Source organism: Haloterrigena turkmenica DSM 5511 (assembly GCF_000025325.1).
In the GTDB taxonomy this organism is placed as follows: Archaea; Halobacteriota; Halobacteria; order Halobacteriales; family Natrialbaceae; genus Haloterrigena; species Haloterrigena turkmenica.
This window is the reverse complement of sequence record NC_013743.1, coordinates 1,154,415-1,170,728: the sequence shown is the minus strand read 5'-3', so window position 1 is coordinate 1,170,728 and position 16,314 is coordinate 1,154,415. Positions and strand designations below refer to the sequence as shown.

The window sequence follows — 16,314 nt, the reverse complement described above, 5'->3', positions numbered from 1 at the left end:
AGAATTCCCACTCGCGTTTCTCTCGGGTTGTACCCCGTGCCGTCGAACACCGACCTGCTCGAACACAACCTCGAGCGCAACGGACTCGCCGCCAGCCGCAACCCCGCCGTCGAACTAGCTTGCGGCGAGTACATCTGTATCCTCGACGACGACGACCGCTGGGAGCCGGACAAGATCGCGAAACAACTGGCCGTCATGGAGTCCAACCCTAGCTGCGGCGTCGTCTACACCGGCGGGCTCGTCCGCCGAAACGGCCGCATTGTCGACCGGTACGTGCCGTCGATGGACGACGAGATCTATCCGCGGGTCCTCTCCCGGTTCGACCTCAAACTGTACCGAGTCACATGATCCACACCGAGTGTTTCGAGACGGCTGGGAGGCCACCAAGCACGGCCCGACGATCATCAGCCTCGCGATCTGTTGTTTCGCTCTGCTCGGCCCGTCCGCGCTCGATCTCGTCCGAGCGCTCCGGGATACCGTCGTCGACGGCCGGATCCAGCGTCCGGTCACCGTCGACAGGCGAGAGAGCGCCCCGCCGAACCCGACGACGGAGGAACGCGAACCCGTTCCTCGTCCGTGATCAGGCCGCGACGATCGGGGTCGTTTCGGACCGTCGCTTCGAGACATCTGAACGATATTGAGGTGTGACTCGAGGTGTCGTATTGCTTGCCGAAAGTATAAGATTACTTATATAGTCCCGGGCGGATTCGAACCGCCGTCCTGAGCTCCAAAGGCTCAGATGATTGGCCACTACACCACGGGACTTGATCGGCAGATGTGGGTTAACGACAGAACGGCTTATGAGTTATTGTTTACTCCTGCTCAACCGGCGAGATGCTATCGATCGATTCAATCTCAGCATACCGATGACAACTGCGACAGAGGCAGATCACGTTGTCGAGCGTATGAGCGAGTTGTGAATCATTGAATTCTCGTACCGGAGTTATATGATGGACGTCCGGTTCATGGCCTATTTCCTTACGGGTCTTCCCACAGTGCTGGCACATGTGATTGTCTCGGTTGAGCGCTTTACGTTTAATTCCCCTCCACTTCCCATTGTAGGGGTTGTCGGTGTTCCCCCACTGTTCAGACAACCAGATCCGAAGACAATTTTGACTGCAAAACCTCACCGGTTCCCGTTTTGCTTTAGATTTGAGAACGGTTCTGATCCTTCCACAAACCTCGCAAACACGCTTCACGCGCTCGATATCGTGAACTTCGTAGTATGGCGTCCCGAGAAATTCGTCGGCTTCTTCGACGCAGTCCGGACAATATATTCCGGGCTTGTCGGATGAATAGTATTCGAACATCGATTCACATCGTTTACACGAAGCCGTTTCGGTTCCACCGTTCCAGTTCCCGTTATGTTTTCCACCGTTTGCATTACAGTCATCACAGAACTTCCGACGCGATTTCGGATCGTAGAATTCCGTTCCACACCCCTTGCATGTCCGGTTCGGAAGAGGTTCATCATGGATTTTCGTATGATGTTGACGCATTCCTTGTTCCGTATTTAGCGATTTTTCGCACGTCGGTCATTCAATGAATATGATTACTACATGGTTGCAAATAAGGGGTGGGTAACCGCAGTGAAAGTGATCAGCAAATCAAATCCAAGAGGGTTGACTACCAGTTCGGAAAAGAAATCCCACCAGTTTGTTACTGGATTAATCTACAGATAGCCCTCGTCGGCCAGTCGCTCGATCCCTTCCTCGAGTCGCTCTTCGCTCGCCGCGTACGAGATCCGCGCGTAGCCGGGGGTACCGAACGCGCTGCCGGGGACGGTCGCGACGTGGGCGTCCTCGAGCGCACCTTCACACCAGGCCTGATCGTCGTCGTCGACGGGGACCATCATGTAGAAGGCGCCCTCGGGTTCGGCGACGTCGACGTCGTGCTCCTCGAGGAGGTCGATAACGAGGTCGCGACGCTCCGCGAAGGCGTCGACCATCTCGGTGACGGCGTCCTCCGTTTCGAGAGCCTCGATACCGGCGTGCTGGACGAAGTTCACGGCTGAAGAGACCGAGTGACTGTGGAGTTTGCCGGCCTGATCGATCAGTTCCTCGGGGCCGGCGAAGTAGCCCAGTCGCCAGCCGGTCATCGAGTAGGCCTTCGAGAAGCCGTTGACTGTGATCGTGCGGTCGGCCATCCCCTCGAGCGTGCCCAAGCTGGTCGGCTCGACGCCGTAGGTAATCTCCTTGTAGATCTCGTCGGAAATGACGGTGATGTCGTGCTCGACGGCCAGATCGCGGACACCCTCGAGGGCGGCGTCGGAGTAGACGGCGCCGGTGGGGTTCGACGGCGAGTTGACGATCAGCAGTTCGGTCTCGTCGGAGACGGCGGCCTCGAGGTCGTCGAGCGCGGGCTCGAGCTGGAAGTCAGTCTCGGAGAGGTCGACGCGGGTCAGGTCGCCGCCGGCCATCTTGACCATCGCCTCGTAGGAGACCCACGCGGGGTCGAGCAGCGCGACTTCGTCGCCGTCGGCGATCAGGGCCTGGACGATCTCGTAGAGCGCCTGCTTCGCGCCGGGCGTGACGATGATCTCCTCGGGGCCGTGATCGAGGCCGTCGTCGGCGAGTTTCTCCGAGATGGCCTCGCGGAGGTCGATGATCCCCGCGGAGGTGGTGTAGCCGGTGTGGCCGGCGTCCATCGCGTCCTTGCCCGCTTCGACGATATTCTCGGGGGTCGGGAAGTCGGGCTCGCCGACGGAGAGGTCGACGACGTCGACGCCATCGTTCTCGAGTTCGGTTGCGAGCGCGGAGATGGCGAGCGTTGCGGACGGTTCGACTCGGGTCAGGCGGTCGGTGAATTCCATGGTCATCGCTGGATTACGAATCTGAATCTGGGTCTGGTTCGGAATCGGACGCGGCGTCCGATACGGGGTCGGGAAGCTGATCGACGAGGTCGAGCGCGCCGTCGACGGCTTTGCCCGCGTTCTCGACGCGCTCCCGGGCCTCGGCGGCGGACATCCCGGGACCCGTCACGCCGAGGGTCACGGGGGTGTCACGCTCGAGACTGACGTCGGAGAGTCGCTGGGCGGTCGCGTCGGTGATCACCTGATCGTGATCGGTATCGCCGGTGATCACCGTACCGATGACGGCCACGGCGTCGACGGCCTCGAGGCGGGCGAGGCGGTCGGCCGCCAGCGGCGCGTCGTACGCGCCCGGAACGCGGACCGTCTCGTACACCTCGGCGCCCGCGGCCTGTGCCGCCTCGAGGGCTTCCTGCTCCATCTGCTCGGTGATCGGACGGTTGAACTCCGCGACCACCAGTCCGAGCGTGGTCATACGCCAGCGGTGGAGAGGGGGCGTAAAAGAGGTACCGTTCTCGCGTGGCGACGCCTGCCGAGGATATCGCCTCGCGTGACGATCGACTCCGATCGTGTTGCAGTGCGATCGCCGTGATCGTCGGTACCATCCGGAACCACCCGACGCGCGTCCGTCGACGGACTACCGGCGCACCCATGTAGTGTCCTCGATCGTGAGTATATCGGATGTACCCACACCACGCGGTGCACACGATCGTGCCGTGAAGTGAGAACGCTTAAGCGGCGGGATAGACAAGCGCCGCGCAATGACAACGCTACGGACGCCGGGACCGACGCTCGGGGTCGTCGGCGGCGGACAGCTCGGACGGATGCTCGCAGAGGCGGCGTCGCCGCTGGGAGTCGAGGTCGTCGTGCTCGATCCGACGCCGGACTGTCCGGCCGCGCCGGTCGCCCGCGACCAGATCGTCGCCGACTTCGACGACGAGGCGGGGATCCGCGAACTCGCCGCGCGCGCGGACGTGCTCACCTTCGAGATCGAACTCGCCGATCAGGACGTCTTAGAGCGCATCAGCGAGGACACGGGGACGCCGGTCCATCCGAAGCCGTCGACGCTGCGGACGATCCACGACAAACTCGTCCAGAAGCGCGAACTCGAGGACGCGGGCGTTCCGGTGCCGCCGTTCCGCGAAGTCGAGGACGCCGACGACATCCGCGCGGCCATCGACGACTACGGCGCGCCGGTAATGTTGAAGGCCCGAACGGGCGGCTACGACGGCCGCGGCAACGTCCCCGTCGAGTCGAAAGCCGAAGCCGACGAGGCCCTCGAGTCGGTCGCCGGCCCCGCGATGGTCGAGTCGTTCGTCGACTTCGAGCGCGAGGTCTCGGTGATCGCCGTCAAAGGCGATGACGAGGTCGCGACCTTCCCGCTGGGCGAGAACGTCCACGTCGACGAGATCCTCCGGGAAACCATCGTTCCCGCGCGCTCGAGCGACGCGGCCGCGGAACGCGCCTACGACGTCGCGCGGGACGTCCTCGAGGTGATGGACGGCCGCGGCGTCTACGGCATCGAACTGTTCGAAACGCCCGACGAGGAGATCCTGCTCAACGAGATCGCGCCGCGCCCGCACAACTCCGGCCACTGGACGATCGAGGGCGCGGCGAATTCGCAGTTCGAACAGCACGCCCGCGCCGTGCTGGGCTGGCCGCTGGGCTCGACGGACCTGCGCTCGCCGACCGTCCTGACGAACCTGCTCGGCGACGTCGACGAGGAGCAGCGCGCGGAACTGGGCGATATCGACCGCCTTCTCGAGACACCCGGCGCGAACCTCCACTGGTACGGCAAGCGTCAGGTCCGGCCGCTGCGCAAGATGGGTCACGTGACGGTCTCGGCCGAAGACGAGGACGCCGACGTCGAGGACCTGCTCGAGACGGCGCGCAAACTCGAGGACGCGGTAACGTTCCGAAACTGAACCGGTGATCGGCTCGTTTACCACCGTTTGAAGTCACCGGCGCGACCATCACCAGCCATGAGCGACAGCGTCAGCGACCTCATCGACCGCCTGCACCGCGAGGCAGACCAGGACCGCCCGGACGCGGAGACGCCCGACGTCGGCATCGTGATGGGCAGCGACTCCGACCTCGAGACGATGATGACCGGTGGCCGGCGTCGCGGCGCCTACGACGCCTTCGTCGACGAACTCGGCTTCGCCGAGCAGACCGATTACGAGAACCCGCCCGAAGAGCGCTTCACCTTCGAAACCTACGTGACTTCGGCCCATCGGACGCCGGACTTAATGACCGCTTACGCCGAGACGGCGGAGGAACGCGGCCTCGAGGTCGTCATCGCGGGCGCAGGCGGGAAGTCCGCGGACCTGCCGAACATGACCGCCTCGATCGCCTACCCCCTGCCGGTGATCGGCGTTCCGGTCCAGGAGAAGTCGGTCGACAGCGTCATCGGCATGCCGACCGGCGCGCCGCTCGTGGCGGTCGACGCCGGCAAGTCGTTCAACGCCGCGCTGTCGGCGGCCCAGATTCTCGCGCGCCAGCACGAGCCCGTCCGCGAGCGACTCGTGGACTACCACGGCGAGCTCCGCGAGGGAGTCGGTGACGTGTCGCGACGGCTTCACGATCAGGGCACCGCGAACTTCTCGAGCGAGTAGTCGGCGCCCGAATCGTACAGCCGTCATTACGGACAGGACACCGTTCGTTTTTCCGCGCAATTATCATTCTGATATCAGATTGGGTGCCGAAATAGTGACCGTTCGGTCGACTTTTGAGTCGGCCGTTAGCCGTTGATACTGTCGAAAACGACCGCGTCGTCCCTCGAGCGCGATCGGTCGTAATCAGCTACTACCGATTCGTACAGCCATCATATGCTGAGCTGTCACACATGGTTCCGATTCACCGTCGAAATCTATCACGAACGTCGGTGGAATATACCCGATTTTGCCGAAAAACGAACAATCAACCCTTATATGCGTGCGGTTGGAACCCTCGAACGTTACGGAGATGAATGACTGGATCGCTATCGGGGCGCTGGCGCTCGTGGGACTGTTGATACCGCTCGGCATGATGGCGGTATCCTACCTCCTGCGGCCGACCGTTCCCGAAACGAGCAAACGCGCCACCTACGAGAGTGGCGAGATCCCCACCGGCGGGACGCGCGTCCGGTTCAACATCCAGTACTACACGGTTGCACTTCTGTTCCTCGTCTTCGATATCGAGACCGTCCTCCTGTTCCCCTGGGCGGTCGTGTACCTGGATGCCGTCGAATCGGATTCCGTCTCGCTACTCGAGATTCTCGGGCCAATGTTGCTGTTCGTCGCCATCCTGTTGGTCGGACTCGCGTGGGCGTGGCGCAACGGCGCAGTACAGTGGGCACAGACACCCCGTCAGGCAGCGGCCGACTCTGACCGACAATGAGTAGCAACAATCCACGGCAACAGATCCACGGCAGCACCGCACCGTCGACGGACACCCGCGACTCGCGGATCGGTGAGGGTCCCGACGATCGGTTCAACTCGAAGCTCCGGGAGGCGTTCGGTTCGACGCCGTTCATCCTCACGAAGTTCGACAAGTTCATGAACTGGGTGCGGGGCAACTCGATGTTCATGCTGCAGTTCGGGATCGCTTGCTGCAGCATCGAGATGATGCACACGTACGCGATCAAACACGACCTCGATCGCTTCGGCGCCGGCGTCCCTCGCGCCTCGCCGCGACAGGCCGACGTGATGATCGTTCCGGGAACGATCGTCTCGAAGTTCGGCCCCCGCATGAAGCGGGTCTACGACCAGATGCCGGAACCGAAGTTCGTCGTCGGGATGGGATCGTGTACGATCTCCGGCGGCCCCTTCCAGGAAGGATACAACGTCGTCAAGGGCGCCGAGGAGATCATCCCGGTCGACATCCACGTCCCGGGCTGTCCGCCCCGCCCCGAGGCGCTGGTCTACGGCATCGCCAAACTGCAAGAGCGGATCCGAAACGGCGAGTCGTCACCCGTCGTCGTCAAACCCTACGAACTCGAGGAGTTCGGCGACCTGCCACAGGACGAACTCGTCCAGAAACTCGCGAGCGAGATCGACGAGGACGACCTCGTCATGCGATACAACTGGGCTGATTCGCCATGAGCACGGGACTCGAACGCGACCGAGCGCCGGTCGAGCTCTCCGAGGACGATCTCGAGGCGATCGTCGGTGATCGTGCGCTCGCGCGAGACGATCACCTGAACGCGCCCGGATTCGTCGTCCGCCCGGACGACGTCCAGAGCGTCCTCTCGGATCTGAAAGAGCGGGGCGGGTTCGATCACCTCTCGAACCTGACCGCCCAGCAGTACGAGGATCGGTACGAGTCGATCTACCACCTGACCAAGTACGCCGACCGGACCCAGGAGGTCTCGATCGTCGTGCCGACGCCGATCGACGACCCGGTCAGCGAGTCCGCTGCGCCGGTGTTCTCGACGGCCGACTGGCACGAGCGGGAAGCCTTCGACCTCGTCGGCATCGATTACGAGGGCCATCCCGACCCGCGACGGATCCTCTTGCCGGAGACCTGGCAGGGCCACCCGCTCTCGCTGGATTACGACCAGGAGAAACCGCAGCTGGTCACCCTCACGGACCACGCCAACCCGATCCAGCCGGACCACCACGACGCCGAGTCGGACACGATGTTTCTGAACATCGGTCCCCACCACCCGGCGACCCACGGCGTGCTCCACCTCGAGACGGTGTTAGACGGCGAGACGGTCGTCGACGTCGACCCCGACATCGGCTACCTCCACCGCTGCGAGGAGCAGATGTGCCAGAACGGCACGTATCGCCACCAGATCATGCCCTACCCGGACCGCTGGGACTACGTCTCGGCGGGACTGTTGAACGAGTGGGCCTACGCGCGCGTCGCGGAGGATCTGGCGGATATCGAGGTGCCCGAGTACGCCCAGGTCATCCGGACCATGGGCGCCGAACTCTGTCGGATCGCTTCCCACATGCTCGCGCTGGCGACGTTCGCGCTGGACGTCTACGGCGACTTCACCGCCATCTTCCAGTACGGGATGCGCGACCGCGAGGTCGTACAGGATATCCTCGAGGACCTCACCGGCCAGCGGCTCATGTTCAACTACTTCCGGCTGGGCGGGGTCGCCTGGGATCTGCCGGAACCCCGCGACGAGTTCATCGCGAAGACGCGGGACTTCCTCGACGAACTCCCGGCCAAGGTCGACGAGTACAACAACCTGCTCACCAGCAACGAGATCTTCCAGGTCCGGACCCACGACACCGGGGTTCTCGAGCCCGAGGCGGCGAAGGACTACGGCTGTACGGGTCCCGTCGCCCGCGGCTCGGGCATCGACTACGACCTTCGGCGCGACGACCCCTACGGCTACTACGACGAACTCGAGTGGGACGTCGTCACCGAGCCGGGCTGTGACAACTACAGCCGCGTTCTCGTGCGCATGCAGGAGGTCGAGGAATCGGCCAAGATCATCGAGCAGTGTCTCGACCTGCTCGAGGACTGGCCCGAAGACGAGCGAGAGGTCCAGGCCAACGTGCCGCGAACGCTGAAGCCGGACGCGGACACCGAGATCTACCGCGCCGTAGAGGGAGCGAAGGGCGAACTCGGCATCTACATCCGGGCCGACGGCACCGACAAGCCGGCTCGGTTCAAGATCCGCAGCCCGTGCTTCCACAACCTCTCGGCGCTGCCGGAGATGTCCAACGGGGAGTACGTCCCCGACCTGATCGCGTCGCTGGGTAGTCTCGACATCGTGCTCGGGGAGGTGGACCGATAACCATGGTGAGCGGATACACGACGGCGCCGCTCCAGAACGGCGACACGATCTTGCTCCCCGAGCGGATCGGCGAGCTAACGGGGCTGGACGGCTTCGGCGTCGGGGGCGAACTGCTCGCGACGTTCCTCGCCGCGTTCGTCATCGGGAACCTGATGCTGGCGATGACCGGCGTCGCCGGCCCGTGGGCGAAGCGAAAGATCACCGCCGCGTTCACCGACCGGATCGCGGTCAACCGGCTCGGTCCGGGCGGAATCTTCATCATCCTCGCCGACTCCGTTCGCCTCCTGTCGAAGGAGCTGGTCGTTCCCGAGAACGCCGACCGACCGGCCTACGACCTCGCGCCGATCATCGTCGCGGGCTCGGCACTGCTCGGTTTCGCCGTGATCCCGATGGGCAGCGGCATCCACCTCGCCGATCCCGAAGTCGGGCTGGCGTACGTCTTCGCCGTCTCGGGGATCGCGAGCCTCGGACTGGTGATGGCCGGCTACGCGTCGGCGAACAAGTACTCGCTGATCGGTGGCCTCCGCGCGGTGGCACAGAACATCGCCTACGAGATCCCGCTGGTCGTCACCGGGATGTCGGTCGTGATCTTCGCCGGCACCCTCCAGATGAGCGAGATCGTCGCGGCCCAGGCCGAGCCGCTGGTTTCGTTCGCCGGCCTGGACATCCCGCGGTGGTACGCGCTGGTCAACCCGTTCGCGTTCGTCCTCTTCCTGATCGCGAACTTCGCGGAGGTCGGCCGTAACCCGTTCGACACGCCGGAAGCGCCGACCGAGATCGTCGCCGGCTACCAGACCGAGTACTCCTCGGTTTACTTCGTGTTGATCTATCTCGGGGAGTTCCTCCACATCTTCCTCGGGGGCGGGATCATCGCGACGATCTTCCTCGGCGGTCCGGCCGGACCCGGGCCGGCGGCACTCGGCATCGTCTGGTTCATCGTCAAGATCTGGGCGATATTCCTCCTGACCCAGTGGCTCCGCTCGGCGGTGCCCCGGGTCCGGATCGACCAACTGATCGAGATCGGCTGGAAGGGGCTGCTCGTCCTTTCCTTCGCGAACCTCATCCTCACCGCAGTAATCGTGGGGGTCCTAGCATGATCGGAATTCTCAAATCCATGGCCACGACGATGAAGCACGCACTGGACGGGTCGACCTTCACGGTCGAGTATCCCGAGACAGCACCGGACGTCTCCCCGCGCTTTCGGGGCGTCCACAAGTTCAGCCAGGAGCGGTGTATCTGGTGTCGGCAGTGTGAGAACGTCTGTCCGAACGACACGATCCAGATCGTGACGAACGACCAGCGACAGGGCGAACAGTACAACCTCCACATCGGGCAGTGCGTCTACTGCCGGCTCTGCGAGGAGGTCTGTCCCGTCGACGCCATCCTGCTGACCCAGAACTTCGAGTTCACGGCGGACACGAAACACGACTTCGTCTACAACAAGGAGCAGCTGAAAGCGGTACCGTGGTATAAGGATATTGACCCGCTCGAGTCGCGCGAACCCGACCGGGGCGCGTGGATCGGCGAGGGCGAAGGGGAGGTCGACTACCAGTAACCATGCTCGAAACGATCGCATTTGCGGCCTTCGCGCTCGTGACGCTGCTTAGCGCGCTGGGCGTGGTCCTCCTCGAGGAGCCCTGGCACGCGGCGCTCATGCTCGGTGTCGCGCTGATGAGCATCGCGGTCCACTTCGTGATGCTCGCCGCCGAGTTCGTCGCGATGATGCAGATCCTCGTCTACGTCGGCGGGGTGCTGGTCCTCATCACGTTCGCCGTGATGCTCACCCAGCGCGAGGACACGACGTCCGACTCCGAGGAGGTGGTGCGGACATGACGAACCGACCGAAGCTCCGACTCGGGAAGACGCTCGTCCCCGGGCTGCTGGCCGTCGGGCTGTTCGCGCTGATGGCGCTGATCGTCCTCAACACGCCGTTCGAGTCGATGGCCGACGGCGGCTTCGAAGTCGAATCGATCACCGCCGCTATCGGCTACGCGCTGTTCGACCTCGAGGCGCTCCAGCAGGACGCGGGCGTGGTGGGAACCGAGCCGTTCCTCGCGGCCTTCCTGCTGATCGCGGTCGCCCTCGACGCGGCGCTGGACGCCTCGCTGGTCCTCGCGAAACGCGAGGAGGCGGGCGAACCCGTCTCGCCGCTCTCGAGTACAGGGCCCGACGACGCCGGCACCGGCGCCCGTCCGGCGACCGACTCGAGCGGCTTCGGCCCCTCGGAGCCGACGGCGACCGACGGCGGCCGATCCGAGACCGACGCCGACGCGGACTCGAACGGAGGTGACCGTCGGTGACGGTCGCCGTCGAGTACTACGTCCTGCTGTCGATGGCCGTCTTCTGTATCGGCCTCATGGGAGTCCTGACGCGTCGGAACGCACTGCTGTTCCTGATGTCCGTCGAACTCATGCTGAACGCGGCGAACATCAATTTGATCGCGTTCGCGTTCTACCACGGCAACCTCACCGGACAGGTGTTCGCGCTGTTTACCATGGCGCTCGCCGCCGCGGAGGTCGCCGTCGGACTCGGGATCATCCTGGTGTTGTATCGCAACTTCCGTGACGTCGATGTCACGGTTCCAACGACGATGAGGTGGTAAGATGGTAGGAACTGGTGCAGGCCCATTCAGTTACGCTCCGGCGATCGCACTGTTCCCGCTCGCGGCGTTCGTCATCTCGCTCGTCTTCGGCCGACAGCTGCCGAAGAAGGGCGCGATTCCGGGTATCTTCGCGACGGCAGCCTCGCTGCTGTTCTCGCTGTGGATGTTCGCGACGGTCGCGAGCGGCGAAACGTATCACGAGACGCTCTACGAGTGGTCGGCCGGCGCGGTCACGACCGAGGTCGGCGCCGAGGAGATCGCCTTCTCCTTCGGCCTGCTGATCGATCCGCTGTCGGCGCTGATGTTGATCATCGTCTCGCTGGTCGCCTTCCTCGTTCACGTCTTCAGCCTCGGATACATGAACGACGAGGGAGAGACCGGGCTTCCGCGGTACTACGCCAGCCTCGGGCTCTTCACGTTCAGCATGCTCGCGTTCGTCTACGCGGACAACCTGCTGATGGCGTTCATGTTCTTCGAACTCGTCGGCCTCTGTTCGTACCTGCTGATCGGGTTCTGGTTCCGGACGAAGTCGGCCCCCTCGGCCGCGAAGAAGGCGTTCCTCGTCACCCGCTTCGGCGACTACTTCTTCCTGATCGGCGTCGTCGCCATCGCGTCGACGTTCGGGACGGTCGCCTTCGCCGGCGAGGAGTCGTTCGTCGTCGCCGCCGAGACGGCCATCGAGGACGGAACAACGCTGTTCGGTTTCGACGCCCAGACGTGGGTGACGATCACCGGACTGCTCGTGCTCGGCGGGGTAATCGGCAAGTCCGCACAGTTCCCGCTGCACACGTGGCTGCCCGACGCGATGGAAGGCCCGACCACCGTCTCCGCGCTCATTCACGCGGCGACGATGGTCGCGGCCGGCGTCTATCTCGTGGCGCGGATGTTCGGCTACTACGCGCTCTCGCCGACCGCGCTGGCAATCATCGCCTTCGTTGGCGGCTTCACCGCCTTATTCGCCGCGACGATGGGCGTCGTCAAAGACGACATCAAGCAGGTGCTGGCGTACTCGACGATCAGCCAGTACGGCTACATGATGCTGGGGATGGGCGTCGGCGGCTACGTCGCCGGAGTCTTCCACCTCATGAACCACGCCTTCTTCAAGGCGCTGCTGTTCCTCGGCTCCGGTGCCGTCATCGTCCTCATGCACCACGAACAGGACATGTGGAAGATGGGCGGCCTGAAGGACAAGGCGCCGGTCACCTACTACACGTTCCTCGCGGGCGCGCTCGCGCTCGCGGGAATCGTCCCGTTCTCCGGCTTCTGGTCGAAAGACGAGGTGCTGTTCGACGCGCTGATCGTCGGCTTAGAGGAGCCCGTCATCCTCGCGGCCTACGCGATGGGACTGCTCGGCGTCTTCTTCACCGGCTTTTACACCTTCCGGATGGTCTTCCTGACCTTCCACGGCGAACCCCGCTCCGAGACGGCCGAGAACCCACACGGCGTCGGCTGGTCGATCAAGGCGCCGCTGGTCGTGCTCGGCCTCCTCGCGGCGCTGGCCGGCTTCGTCAATCTCGCGCCGATCGCCAAACTCGCCGGGACTGACATCACGTTCCTCGAGTACTGGCTCGACGGCGAGTACGGCTACGTCGAGGGACTGACCTACCACCACTACCACGAGATGGTGGCCTTCGAAGAGGGGTACATCGGCTCCGAGACGACGACGATGCTGCTCAGCGCCGGCCTCTCGCTGGGACTGGCGCTGGCCGGTGCGTTCACGGCGCACACGCTGTACAACGTCCCCGAACCGAAGCGACACGCGACGAAACTCGGCGGCGCCTACACCGTCCTGCGGCACAACTACTACCAGGACGAGTACCAGGTCTGGCTCGCCGAGGGCCTCACGCTGCCGCTGGCCCGGACGGCCGATCTGTTCGACCGATCGGTTATCGACGGCGCCGTCGACGGCGTCTCGAGCGCCAGCCTGTTCGGCAGTAGCTGGGTGAAACGCATCCAAACGGGGCTCGTGACGAACTACGCGGCACTACTCGTGGCCGGGTTCATCGCGTTGCTCCTCGGTCTCGGACTCTACGGAGGGTGGTTCTGATGATGATCGAAGCACTGATCGCGGTCGCACTGATCGGCGCGCTCGTCACGTTCGTCGCGCCGAATCGCGTCGCCGGCAAACTGGCCTTCGCTATCAGCCTCGTGCCGGCCGCGCTCAGCCTGTGGATGTTCACCGCCTTCGACGGCAGCGGTAACGCCTTACTCGACGGCGAACTGGCCTTCGAGTCTCACCTCGAGTGGATCCAGTTCGGCGACTACTCGATCGAGTGGTTCGTCGGCCTCGACGGCATCAGCCTGCCGCTCGTGGTGATGACGACGATCCTCTGCACGCTGGCGATCCTGAGCTCGTGGACACCGATCGACAGCCGCGAGTCCCAGTTCTACGGGCTCGTGCTGTTCATCGAGGCGAACCTGATCGGCGTCTTCTCGGCGCTGGACTTCTTTGTCTGGTTCATCTTCTGGGAGGCGGTCCTGATCCCGATGTACCTGCTGATCGGGGTCTGGGGCGGTCCGGACCGGAAGTACGCCGCGATCAAGTTCTTCGTCTACACGAACGTGGCGTCGCTGGTGATGTTCGGGTCGTTCATCGCGCTCGTCTTCGGCCTCGGCGACGCCGCGACGAGCTTCGCCCTTCCAGATATCGCCGACGCGATGGTCAACGGCGGCGGCGTCCAGTCGAGCGTCTTCGGCATCGATCCGGGGACGTTCACGGCGCTCGTGTTCATCGCGATGTTCCTCGGGTTCGCCGTGAAGGTGCCGGTGGTCCCGTTCCACACGTGGCTGCCCGACGCCCACGTGCAGGCCCCGACGCCCGCCTCCGTGCTGCTCGCGGGCGTGCTCCTGAAGATGGGGACCTACGCCCTGCTGCGGTTCAACTTCACGATGTTCCCGGAGCAGGTCGCGACCTACGCCGTGCCGATCGCGGCCATCGCGGTTATCAGCGTCATCTACGGCGCGATGCTGGCGCTGGCCCAGACGGACCTAAAACGAATCGTCGCCTACTCCTCGGTTTCCTCGATGGGGTACGTGATCCTCGGACTGATCGCCTACACCCAGTTCGGAGTCGGCGGGGCGACGTTCCAGATGGTCTCCCACGGGCTGATCTCCGGCCTGATGTTCATGTCAGTTGGCGTCATCTACAACGTCACGCACACCCGTAGCGTCGAGGAGATGTCCGGGCTGGCCGACCGGATGCCGATCGCCGTCGGCATCCTCGTCGCCGGCGCCTTCGGTTACATGGGACTCCCGCTCATGAGCGGCTTCCACGGCGAGTTCACCATCTTCTTCGGCGCCTTCCAGGCCGACTTCGCGTACGCGCCGCTGTTTACGGCGCTGGCGATGTTCGGCATCGTCATCGTCGCTGGCTACCTGCTCTTCGCGCTCCAGCGGACCGTCTTCGGCCCGTATCACCTGGAAACCGACTACGACGTGGGCCGCGCGCCGCTGCACGACATCGCGCCGATGTTCGTGTTGCTCGCGCTCATCATCGCCCTCGGCGTGGCCCCCGAACTGATATTCGATATGATAACCGACGCAGTCGATCCGATCCTGAACGGAGGTGACCTGTAGTGGCGATCTATCAACTCCCCGAGTGGGCCGCGCTGGCCCCGGCGTTGATCCTGGCGCTGACCGGGCTGGTGTTGTTCCTCATAGACAGCATCTCGCCGCGGTCGACCGACCGAACGCTGCTGGCCGGCACCGCCGCCGTCGGCGCGCTGGCCTCGCTGGGCGTCGCCGTCTGGTTCAGTGCCGCCGGCGTCGGCACGCCGACCATCGACGGCGGCGAAGGCGTCATCGAGATCTTCGACGGCCAGTTCGTCGTCGACCAGCTGGCGCTGTACTTCATGATCGTCGTCGCCATCGTGACGGCGCTGATCGTCGTCGCCAGCTACGACTACCTGGCCGGCCACACCTACCAGGCCGAGTACTACTCGCTGGTCATCCTCGCGGCGACCGGGATGGCGACCGTCGCGGCCGCCAACAGCCTCGTGACGATCTTCATCGCCCTCGAGCTGACGAGCCTGCCGTCGTACGCCCTCGTGGCGATCTTGAAGGACAACCGCGGCAGCGTCGAGGCCGGGCTGAAGTACTTCCTGATCGGCGCGCTCTCCTCGGCGATCTTCGTCTACGGGATCTCGCTGGTCTACGGCGCGACCGGCGTCCTCCAGCTGGACAGCATCGCGGAGGTCATCGCCGACGGCGGCGCCGACGGCTTCGGCGGCCTGCTCGGACTGGGCATCCTCATGCTGCTCGGCGGGATCGCGTTCAAGACCGCCAGCGTGCCGTTCCACTTCTGGGCGCCCGAGGCCTACGAGGGCGCGCCCGCGCCGATCAGCGCGTTCCTCTCCTCGGCCTCGAAGGCCGCCGGCTTCGTGATCGCGTTCCGCGTGTTCAACGTGGCCTTCCCGCTCGAGGAGATCGGTGCCGTGATCGGCTTCGACTGGACGGTCGCCTTCGTCGTGCTCGCGATCGTCACCATGACGCTCGGGAACTTCGCGGCGGCGACCCAGGAGAACGTCAAGCGGATGCTCGCCTACTCGTCGATCGGCCACGCCGGCTACGCCCTGATCGGGCTGGCCGGCCTGTCGGCCGACGGCGGCGAGCTCGTCATGGGCGCGGCGCTGATGCACCTGCTGGTCTACGGCTTCATGAACACGGGCGCGTTCCTGTTCGTGGCCCTGGCCGAACACTGGGGCGTCGGCCGCACCTTCGAGGACTACAACGGCCTCTCGACGCAGGCGCCGGTCGCCTGCGGCGCGATGGCCGTCTTCCTCTTTAGCCTCGCGGGGATCCCGCCCTTCGGCGGCTTCTTCAGCAAGTACTTCCTCTTCACCGGCGCCCTCGAGGCGGCGACGGCGAACACGGCGATGCTGGCCGTGGCCGCCGCGCTGGTAGTCAACAGCGCGCTCTCGCTGTACTACTACTCGCGGCTGGTCAAGGCGCTGTGGATCGAGGATCCGCCGGCGACGCGCGATCGGCTCGGACAGCCGACGGGGCTCTACGCGGCGATCGTCGTCGCCGCCGTGATGACGATCGTCATCCTCCCCGGCTTCGGACCGGTCGTCGAGGCCGCCACCGGCGCCGCGGAGGCCCTGATCAACTGATCGCCGGGCCGTCACCGGCGACCCGGTAGCTTTTCCCGCTCGGAATCGCAACTGC

Annotated in this window: 19 protein-coding genes and 1 tRNA gene; 16 read left to right on the top strand and 4 right to left on the bottom strand. The window is 64.4% G+C overall.

From position 1 onward, the window contains the following. Positions 1-36 precede the first annotated feature (36 nt). Both HTUR_RS27885 and HTUR_RS27880 read left to right on the top strand, forming a co-directional pair. A complete protein-coding gene (locus HTUR_RS27885; RefSeq protein WP_012942322.1) occupies positions 37-348 on the top strand; it encodes a glycosyltransferase family A protein in 312 nt (103 codons plus the stop codon). 10 nt (positions 349-358) lie between these two features. Next, positions 359-580: a hypothetical protein gene (locus tag HTUR_RS27880; RefSeq protein WP_012942321.1), complete on the top strand. Its 222-nt coding sequence runs from the start codon at positions 359-361 to the stop codon at positions 578-580. A 112-nt stretch (positions 581-692) separates the two neighbouring features. Here the strand turns inward: HTUR_RS27880 and HTUR_RS05550 are convergent. Both HTUR_RS05550 and HTUR_RS28540 read right to left on the bottom strand, forming a co-directional pair. Then, a tRNA-Gln gene (locus HTUR_RS05550) sits at positions 693-765 on the bottom strand. Between the two features lie 47 nt (positions 766-812). Beyond that, complete coding sequence (locus HTUR_RS28540; RefSeq protein WP_318842636.1) at positions 813-1,007, bottom strand: HNH endonuclease; 195 nt, start codon at positions 1,005-1,007, stop codon at positions 813-815. On the opposite strand from HTUR_RS28540, the gene HTUR_RS28535 reads away from it, so the two are divergent. Next, complete coding sequence (locus HTUR_RS28535; protein WP_318842637.1) at positions 951-1,295, top strand: hypothetical protein; 345 nt, start codon at positions 951-953, stop codon at positions 1,293-1,295. The two genes, HTUR_RS28540 and HTUR_RS28535, sit on opposite strands and share 57 nt — an antisense overlap. A gap of 377 nt (positions 1,296-1,672) precedes the next feature. On the opposite strand, the gene HTUR_RS05545 is transcribed toward HTUR_RS28535, so the two are convergent. Both HTUR_RS05545 and ribH read right to left on the bottom strand, forming a co-directional pair. Beyond that, entirely contained in the window at positions 1,673-2,818 is a 1,146-nt protein-coding gene (locus tag HTUR_RS05545) for a pyridoxal phosphate-dependent aminotransferase (RefSeq protein ID WP_012942319.1), read from the bottom strand. A gap of 7 nt (positions 2,819-2,825) precedes the next feature. Then, a complete protein-coding gene (gene ribH, locus HTUR_RS05540; RefSeq protein ID WP_012942318.1) occupies positions 2,826-3,284 on the bottom strand; it encodes a 6,7-dimethyl-8-ribityllumazine synthase in 459 nt (152 codons plus the stop codon). A gap of 286 nt (positions 3,285-3,570) precedes the next feature. On the opposite strand from ribH, the gene HTUR_RS05535 reads away from it, so the two are divergent. From HTUR_RS05535 to HTUR_RS05475, 13 genes are all read left to right on the top strand, one after another. After that, positions 3,571-4,734 (top strand): 5-(carboxyamino)imidazole ribonucleotide synthase, encoded by a 1,164-nt coding sequence (locus HTUR_RS05535; protein ID WP_012942317.1) that lies wholly within the window; start codon positions 3,571-3,573, stop codon positions 4,732-4,734. Between the two features lie 57 nt (positions 4,735-4,791). After that, entirely contained in the window at positions 4,792-5,424 is a 633-nt protein-coding gene (locus tag HTUR_RS05530; RefSeq protein ID WP_012942316.1) for an AIR carboxylase family protein, read from the top strand. A gap of 349 nt (positions 5,425-5,773) precedes the next feature. After that, positions 5,774-6,187: an NADH-quinone oxidoreductase subunit A gene (locus tag HTUR_RS05525; protein WP_008896384.1), complete on the top strand. Its 414-nt coding sequence runs from the start codon at positions 5,774-5,776 to the stop codon at positions 6,185-6,187. Further along, a complete protein-coding gene (locus HTUR_RS05520; RefSeq protein ID WP_012942315.1) occupies positions 6,184-6,891 on the top strand; it encodes an NADH-quinone oxidoreductase subunit B in 708 nt (235 codons plus the stop codon). Before HTUR_RS05525 ends, HTUR_RS05520 begins: the two co-directional genes overlap by 4 nt. Beyond that, positions 6,888-8,546, top strand: coding sequence for an NADH-quinone oxidoreductase subunit D (locus HTUR_RS05515; protein ID WP_012942314.1), 1,659 nt, complete (start codon positions 6,888-6,890; stop codon positions 8,544-8,546). The genes HTUR_RS05520 and HTUR_RS05515 overlap by 4 nt, the downstream gene beginning before the upstream one ends. Before the next feature lie 2 nt (positions 8,547-8,548). After that, positions 8,549-9,643, top strand: coding sequence for a complex I subunit 1/NuoH family protein (locus HTUR_RS05510; RefSeq protein WP_012942313.1), 1,095 nt, complete (start codon positions 8,549-8,551; stop codon positions 9,641-9,643). Continuing rightward, positions 9,640-10,101 carry a NuoI/complex I 23 kDa subunit family protein gene (locus tag HTUR_RS05505; protein ID WP_008896380.1) on the top strand — a complete coding sequence of 154 codons (462 nt, stop codon included), beginning with the start codon at positions 9,640-9,642 and terminating at the stop codon, positions 10,099-10,101. Before HTUR_RS05510 ends, HTUR_RS05505 begins: the two co-directional genes overlap by 4 nt. A gap of 2 nt (positions 10,102-10,103) precedes the next feature. Further along, complete coding sequence (locus tag HTUR_RS05500) at positions 10,104-10,379, top strand: NADH-quinone oxidoreductase subunit J (RefSeq protein ID WP_012942312.1); 276 nt, start codon at positions 10,104-10,106, stop codon at positions 10,377-10,379. Next, on the top strand, positions 10,376-10,846 hold the full coding sequence (locus tag HTUR_RS05495; RefSeq protein ID WP_012942311.1) for an NADH-quinone oxidoreductase subunit J: 471 nt from the start codon (positions 10,376-10,378) through the stop codon (positions 10,844-10,846). Before HTUR_RS05500 ends, HTUR_RS05495 begins: the two co-directional genes overlap by 4 nt. Continuing rightward, positions 10,843-11,148, top strand: a complete 306-nt coding sequence (gene nuoK, locus HTUR_RS05490; RefSeq protein ID WP_008896377.1) for an NADH-quinone oxidoreductase subunit NuoK — start codon at positions 10,843-10,845, stop codon at positions 11,146-11,148. The genes HTUR_RS05495 and nuoK overlap by 4 nt, the downstream gene beginning before the upstream one ends. Before the next feature lies 1 nt (position 11,149). Beyond that, entirely contained in the window at positions 11,150-13,195 is a 2,046-nt protein-coding gene (gene nuoL, locus HTUR_RS05485) for an NADH-quinone oxidoreductase subunit L (RefSeq protein ID WP_012942310.1), read from the top strand. After that, entirely contained in the window at positions 13,195-14,724 is a 1,530-nt protein-coding gene (locus tag HTUR_RS05480) for a complex I subunit 4 family protein (protein ID WP_012942309.1), read from the top strand. The genes nuoL and HTUR_RS05480 overlap by 1 nt, the downstream gene beginning before the upstream one ends. Beyond that, complete coding sequence (locus HTUR_RS05475) at positions 14,724-16,259, top strand: NADH-quinone oxidoreductase subunit N (RefSeq protein ID WP_012942308.1); 1,536 nt, start codon at positions 14,724-14,726, stop codon at positions 16,257-16,259. Before HTUR_RS05480 ends, HTUR_RS05475 begins: the two co-directional genes overlap by 1 nt. Positions 16,260-16,314: the final 55 nt, after the last annotated feature.

Coding starts and splice junctions, on each gene's coding strand:
- HTUR_RS05495 (WP_012942311.1), top strand. CDS start 10,376: ATGACGAACCGACCGAAGCTCCGACTCGGGAAGACGCTCGTCCCCGGG.
- HTUR_RS28535 (WP_318842637.1), top strand. CDS start 951: ATGGACGTCCGGTTCATGGCCTATTTCCTTACGGGTCTTCCCACAGTG.
- HTUR_RS05515 (WP_012942314.1), top strand. CDS start 6,888: ATGAGCACGGGACTCGAACGCGACCGAGCGCCGGTCGAGCTCTCCGAG.
- HTUR_RS05480 (WP_012942309.1), top strand. CDS start 13,195: ATGATGATCGAAGCACTGATCGCGGTCGCACTGATCGGCGCGCTCGTC.
- HTUR_RS05525 (WP_008896384.1), top strand. CDS start 5,774: ATGAATGACTGGATCGCTATCGGGGCGCTGGCGCTCGTGGGACTGTTG.
- ribH (WP_012942318.1), bottom strand. CDS start 3,284: ATGACCACGCTCGGACTGGTGGTCGCGGAGTTCAACCGTCCGATCACC.
- HTUR_RS05530 (WP_012942316.1), top strand. CDS start 4,792: ATGAGCGACAGCGTCAGCGACCTCATCGACCGCCTGCACCGCGAGGCA.
- HTUR_RS05535 (WP_012942317.1), top strand. CDS start 3,571: ATGACAACGCTACGGACGCCGGGACCGACGCTCGGGGTCGTCGGCGGC.
- HTUR_RS05505 (WP_008896380.1), top strand. CDS start 9,640: ATGATCGGAATTCTCAAATCCATGGCCACGACGATGAAGCACGCACTG.
- HTUR_RS05520 (WP_012942315.1), top strand. CDS start 6,184: ATGAGTAGCAACAATCCACGGCAACAGATCCACGGCAGCACCGCACCG.
- nuoL (WP_012942310.1), top strand. CDS start 11,150: ATGGTAGGAACTGGTGCAGGCCCATTCAGTTACGCTCCGGCGATCGCA.
- HTUR_RS05545 (WP_012942319.1), bottom strand. CDS start 2,818: ATGACCATGGAATTCACCGACCGCCTGACCCGAGTCGAACCGTCCGCA.
- HTUR_RS05510 (WP_012942313.1), top strand. CDS start 8,549: ATGGTGAGCGGATACACGACGGCGCCGCTCCAGAACGGCGACACGATC.
- HTUR_RS05500 (WP_012942312.1), top strand. CDS start 10,104: ATGCTCGAAACGATCGCATTTGCGGCCTTCGCGCTCGTGACGCTGCTT.
- HTUR_RS28540 (WP_318842636.1), bottom strand. CDS start 1,007: ATGTGCCAGCACTGTGGGAAGACCCGTAAGGAAATAGGCCATGAACCG.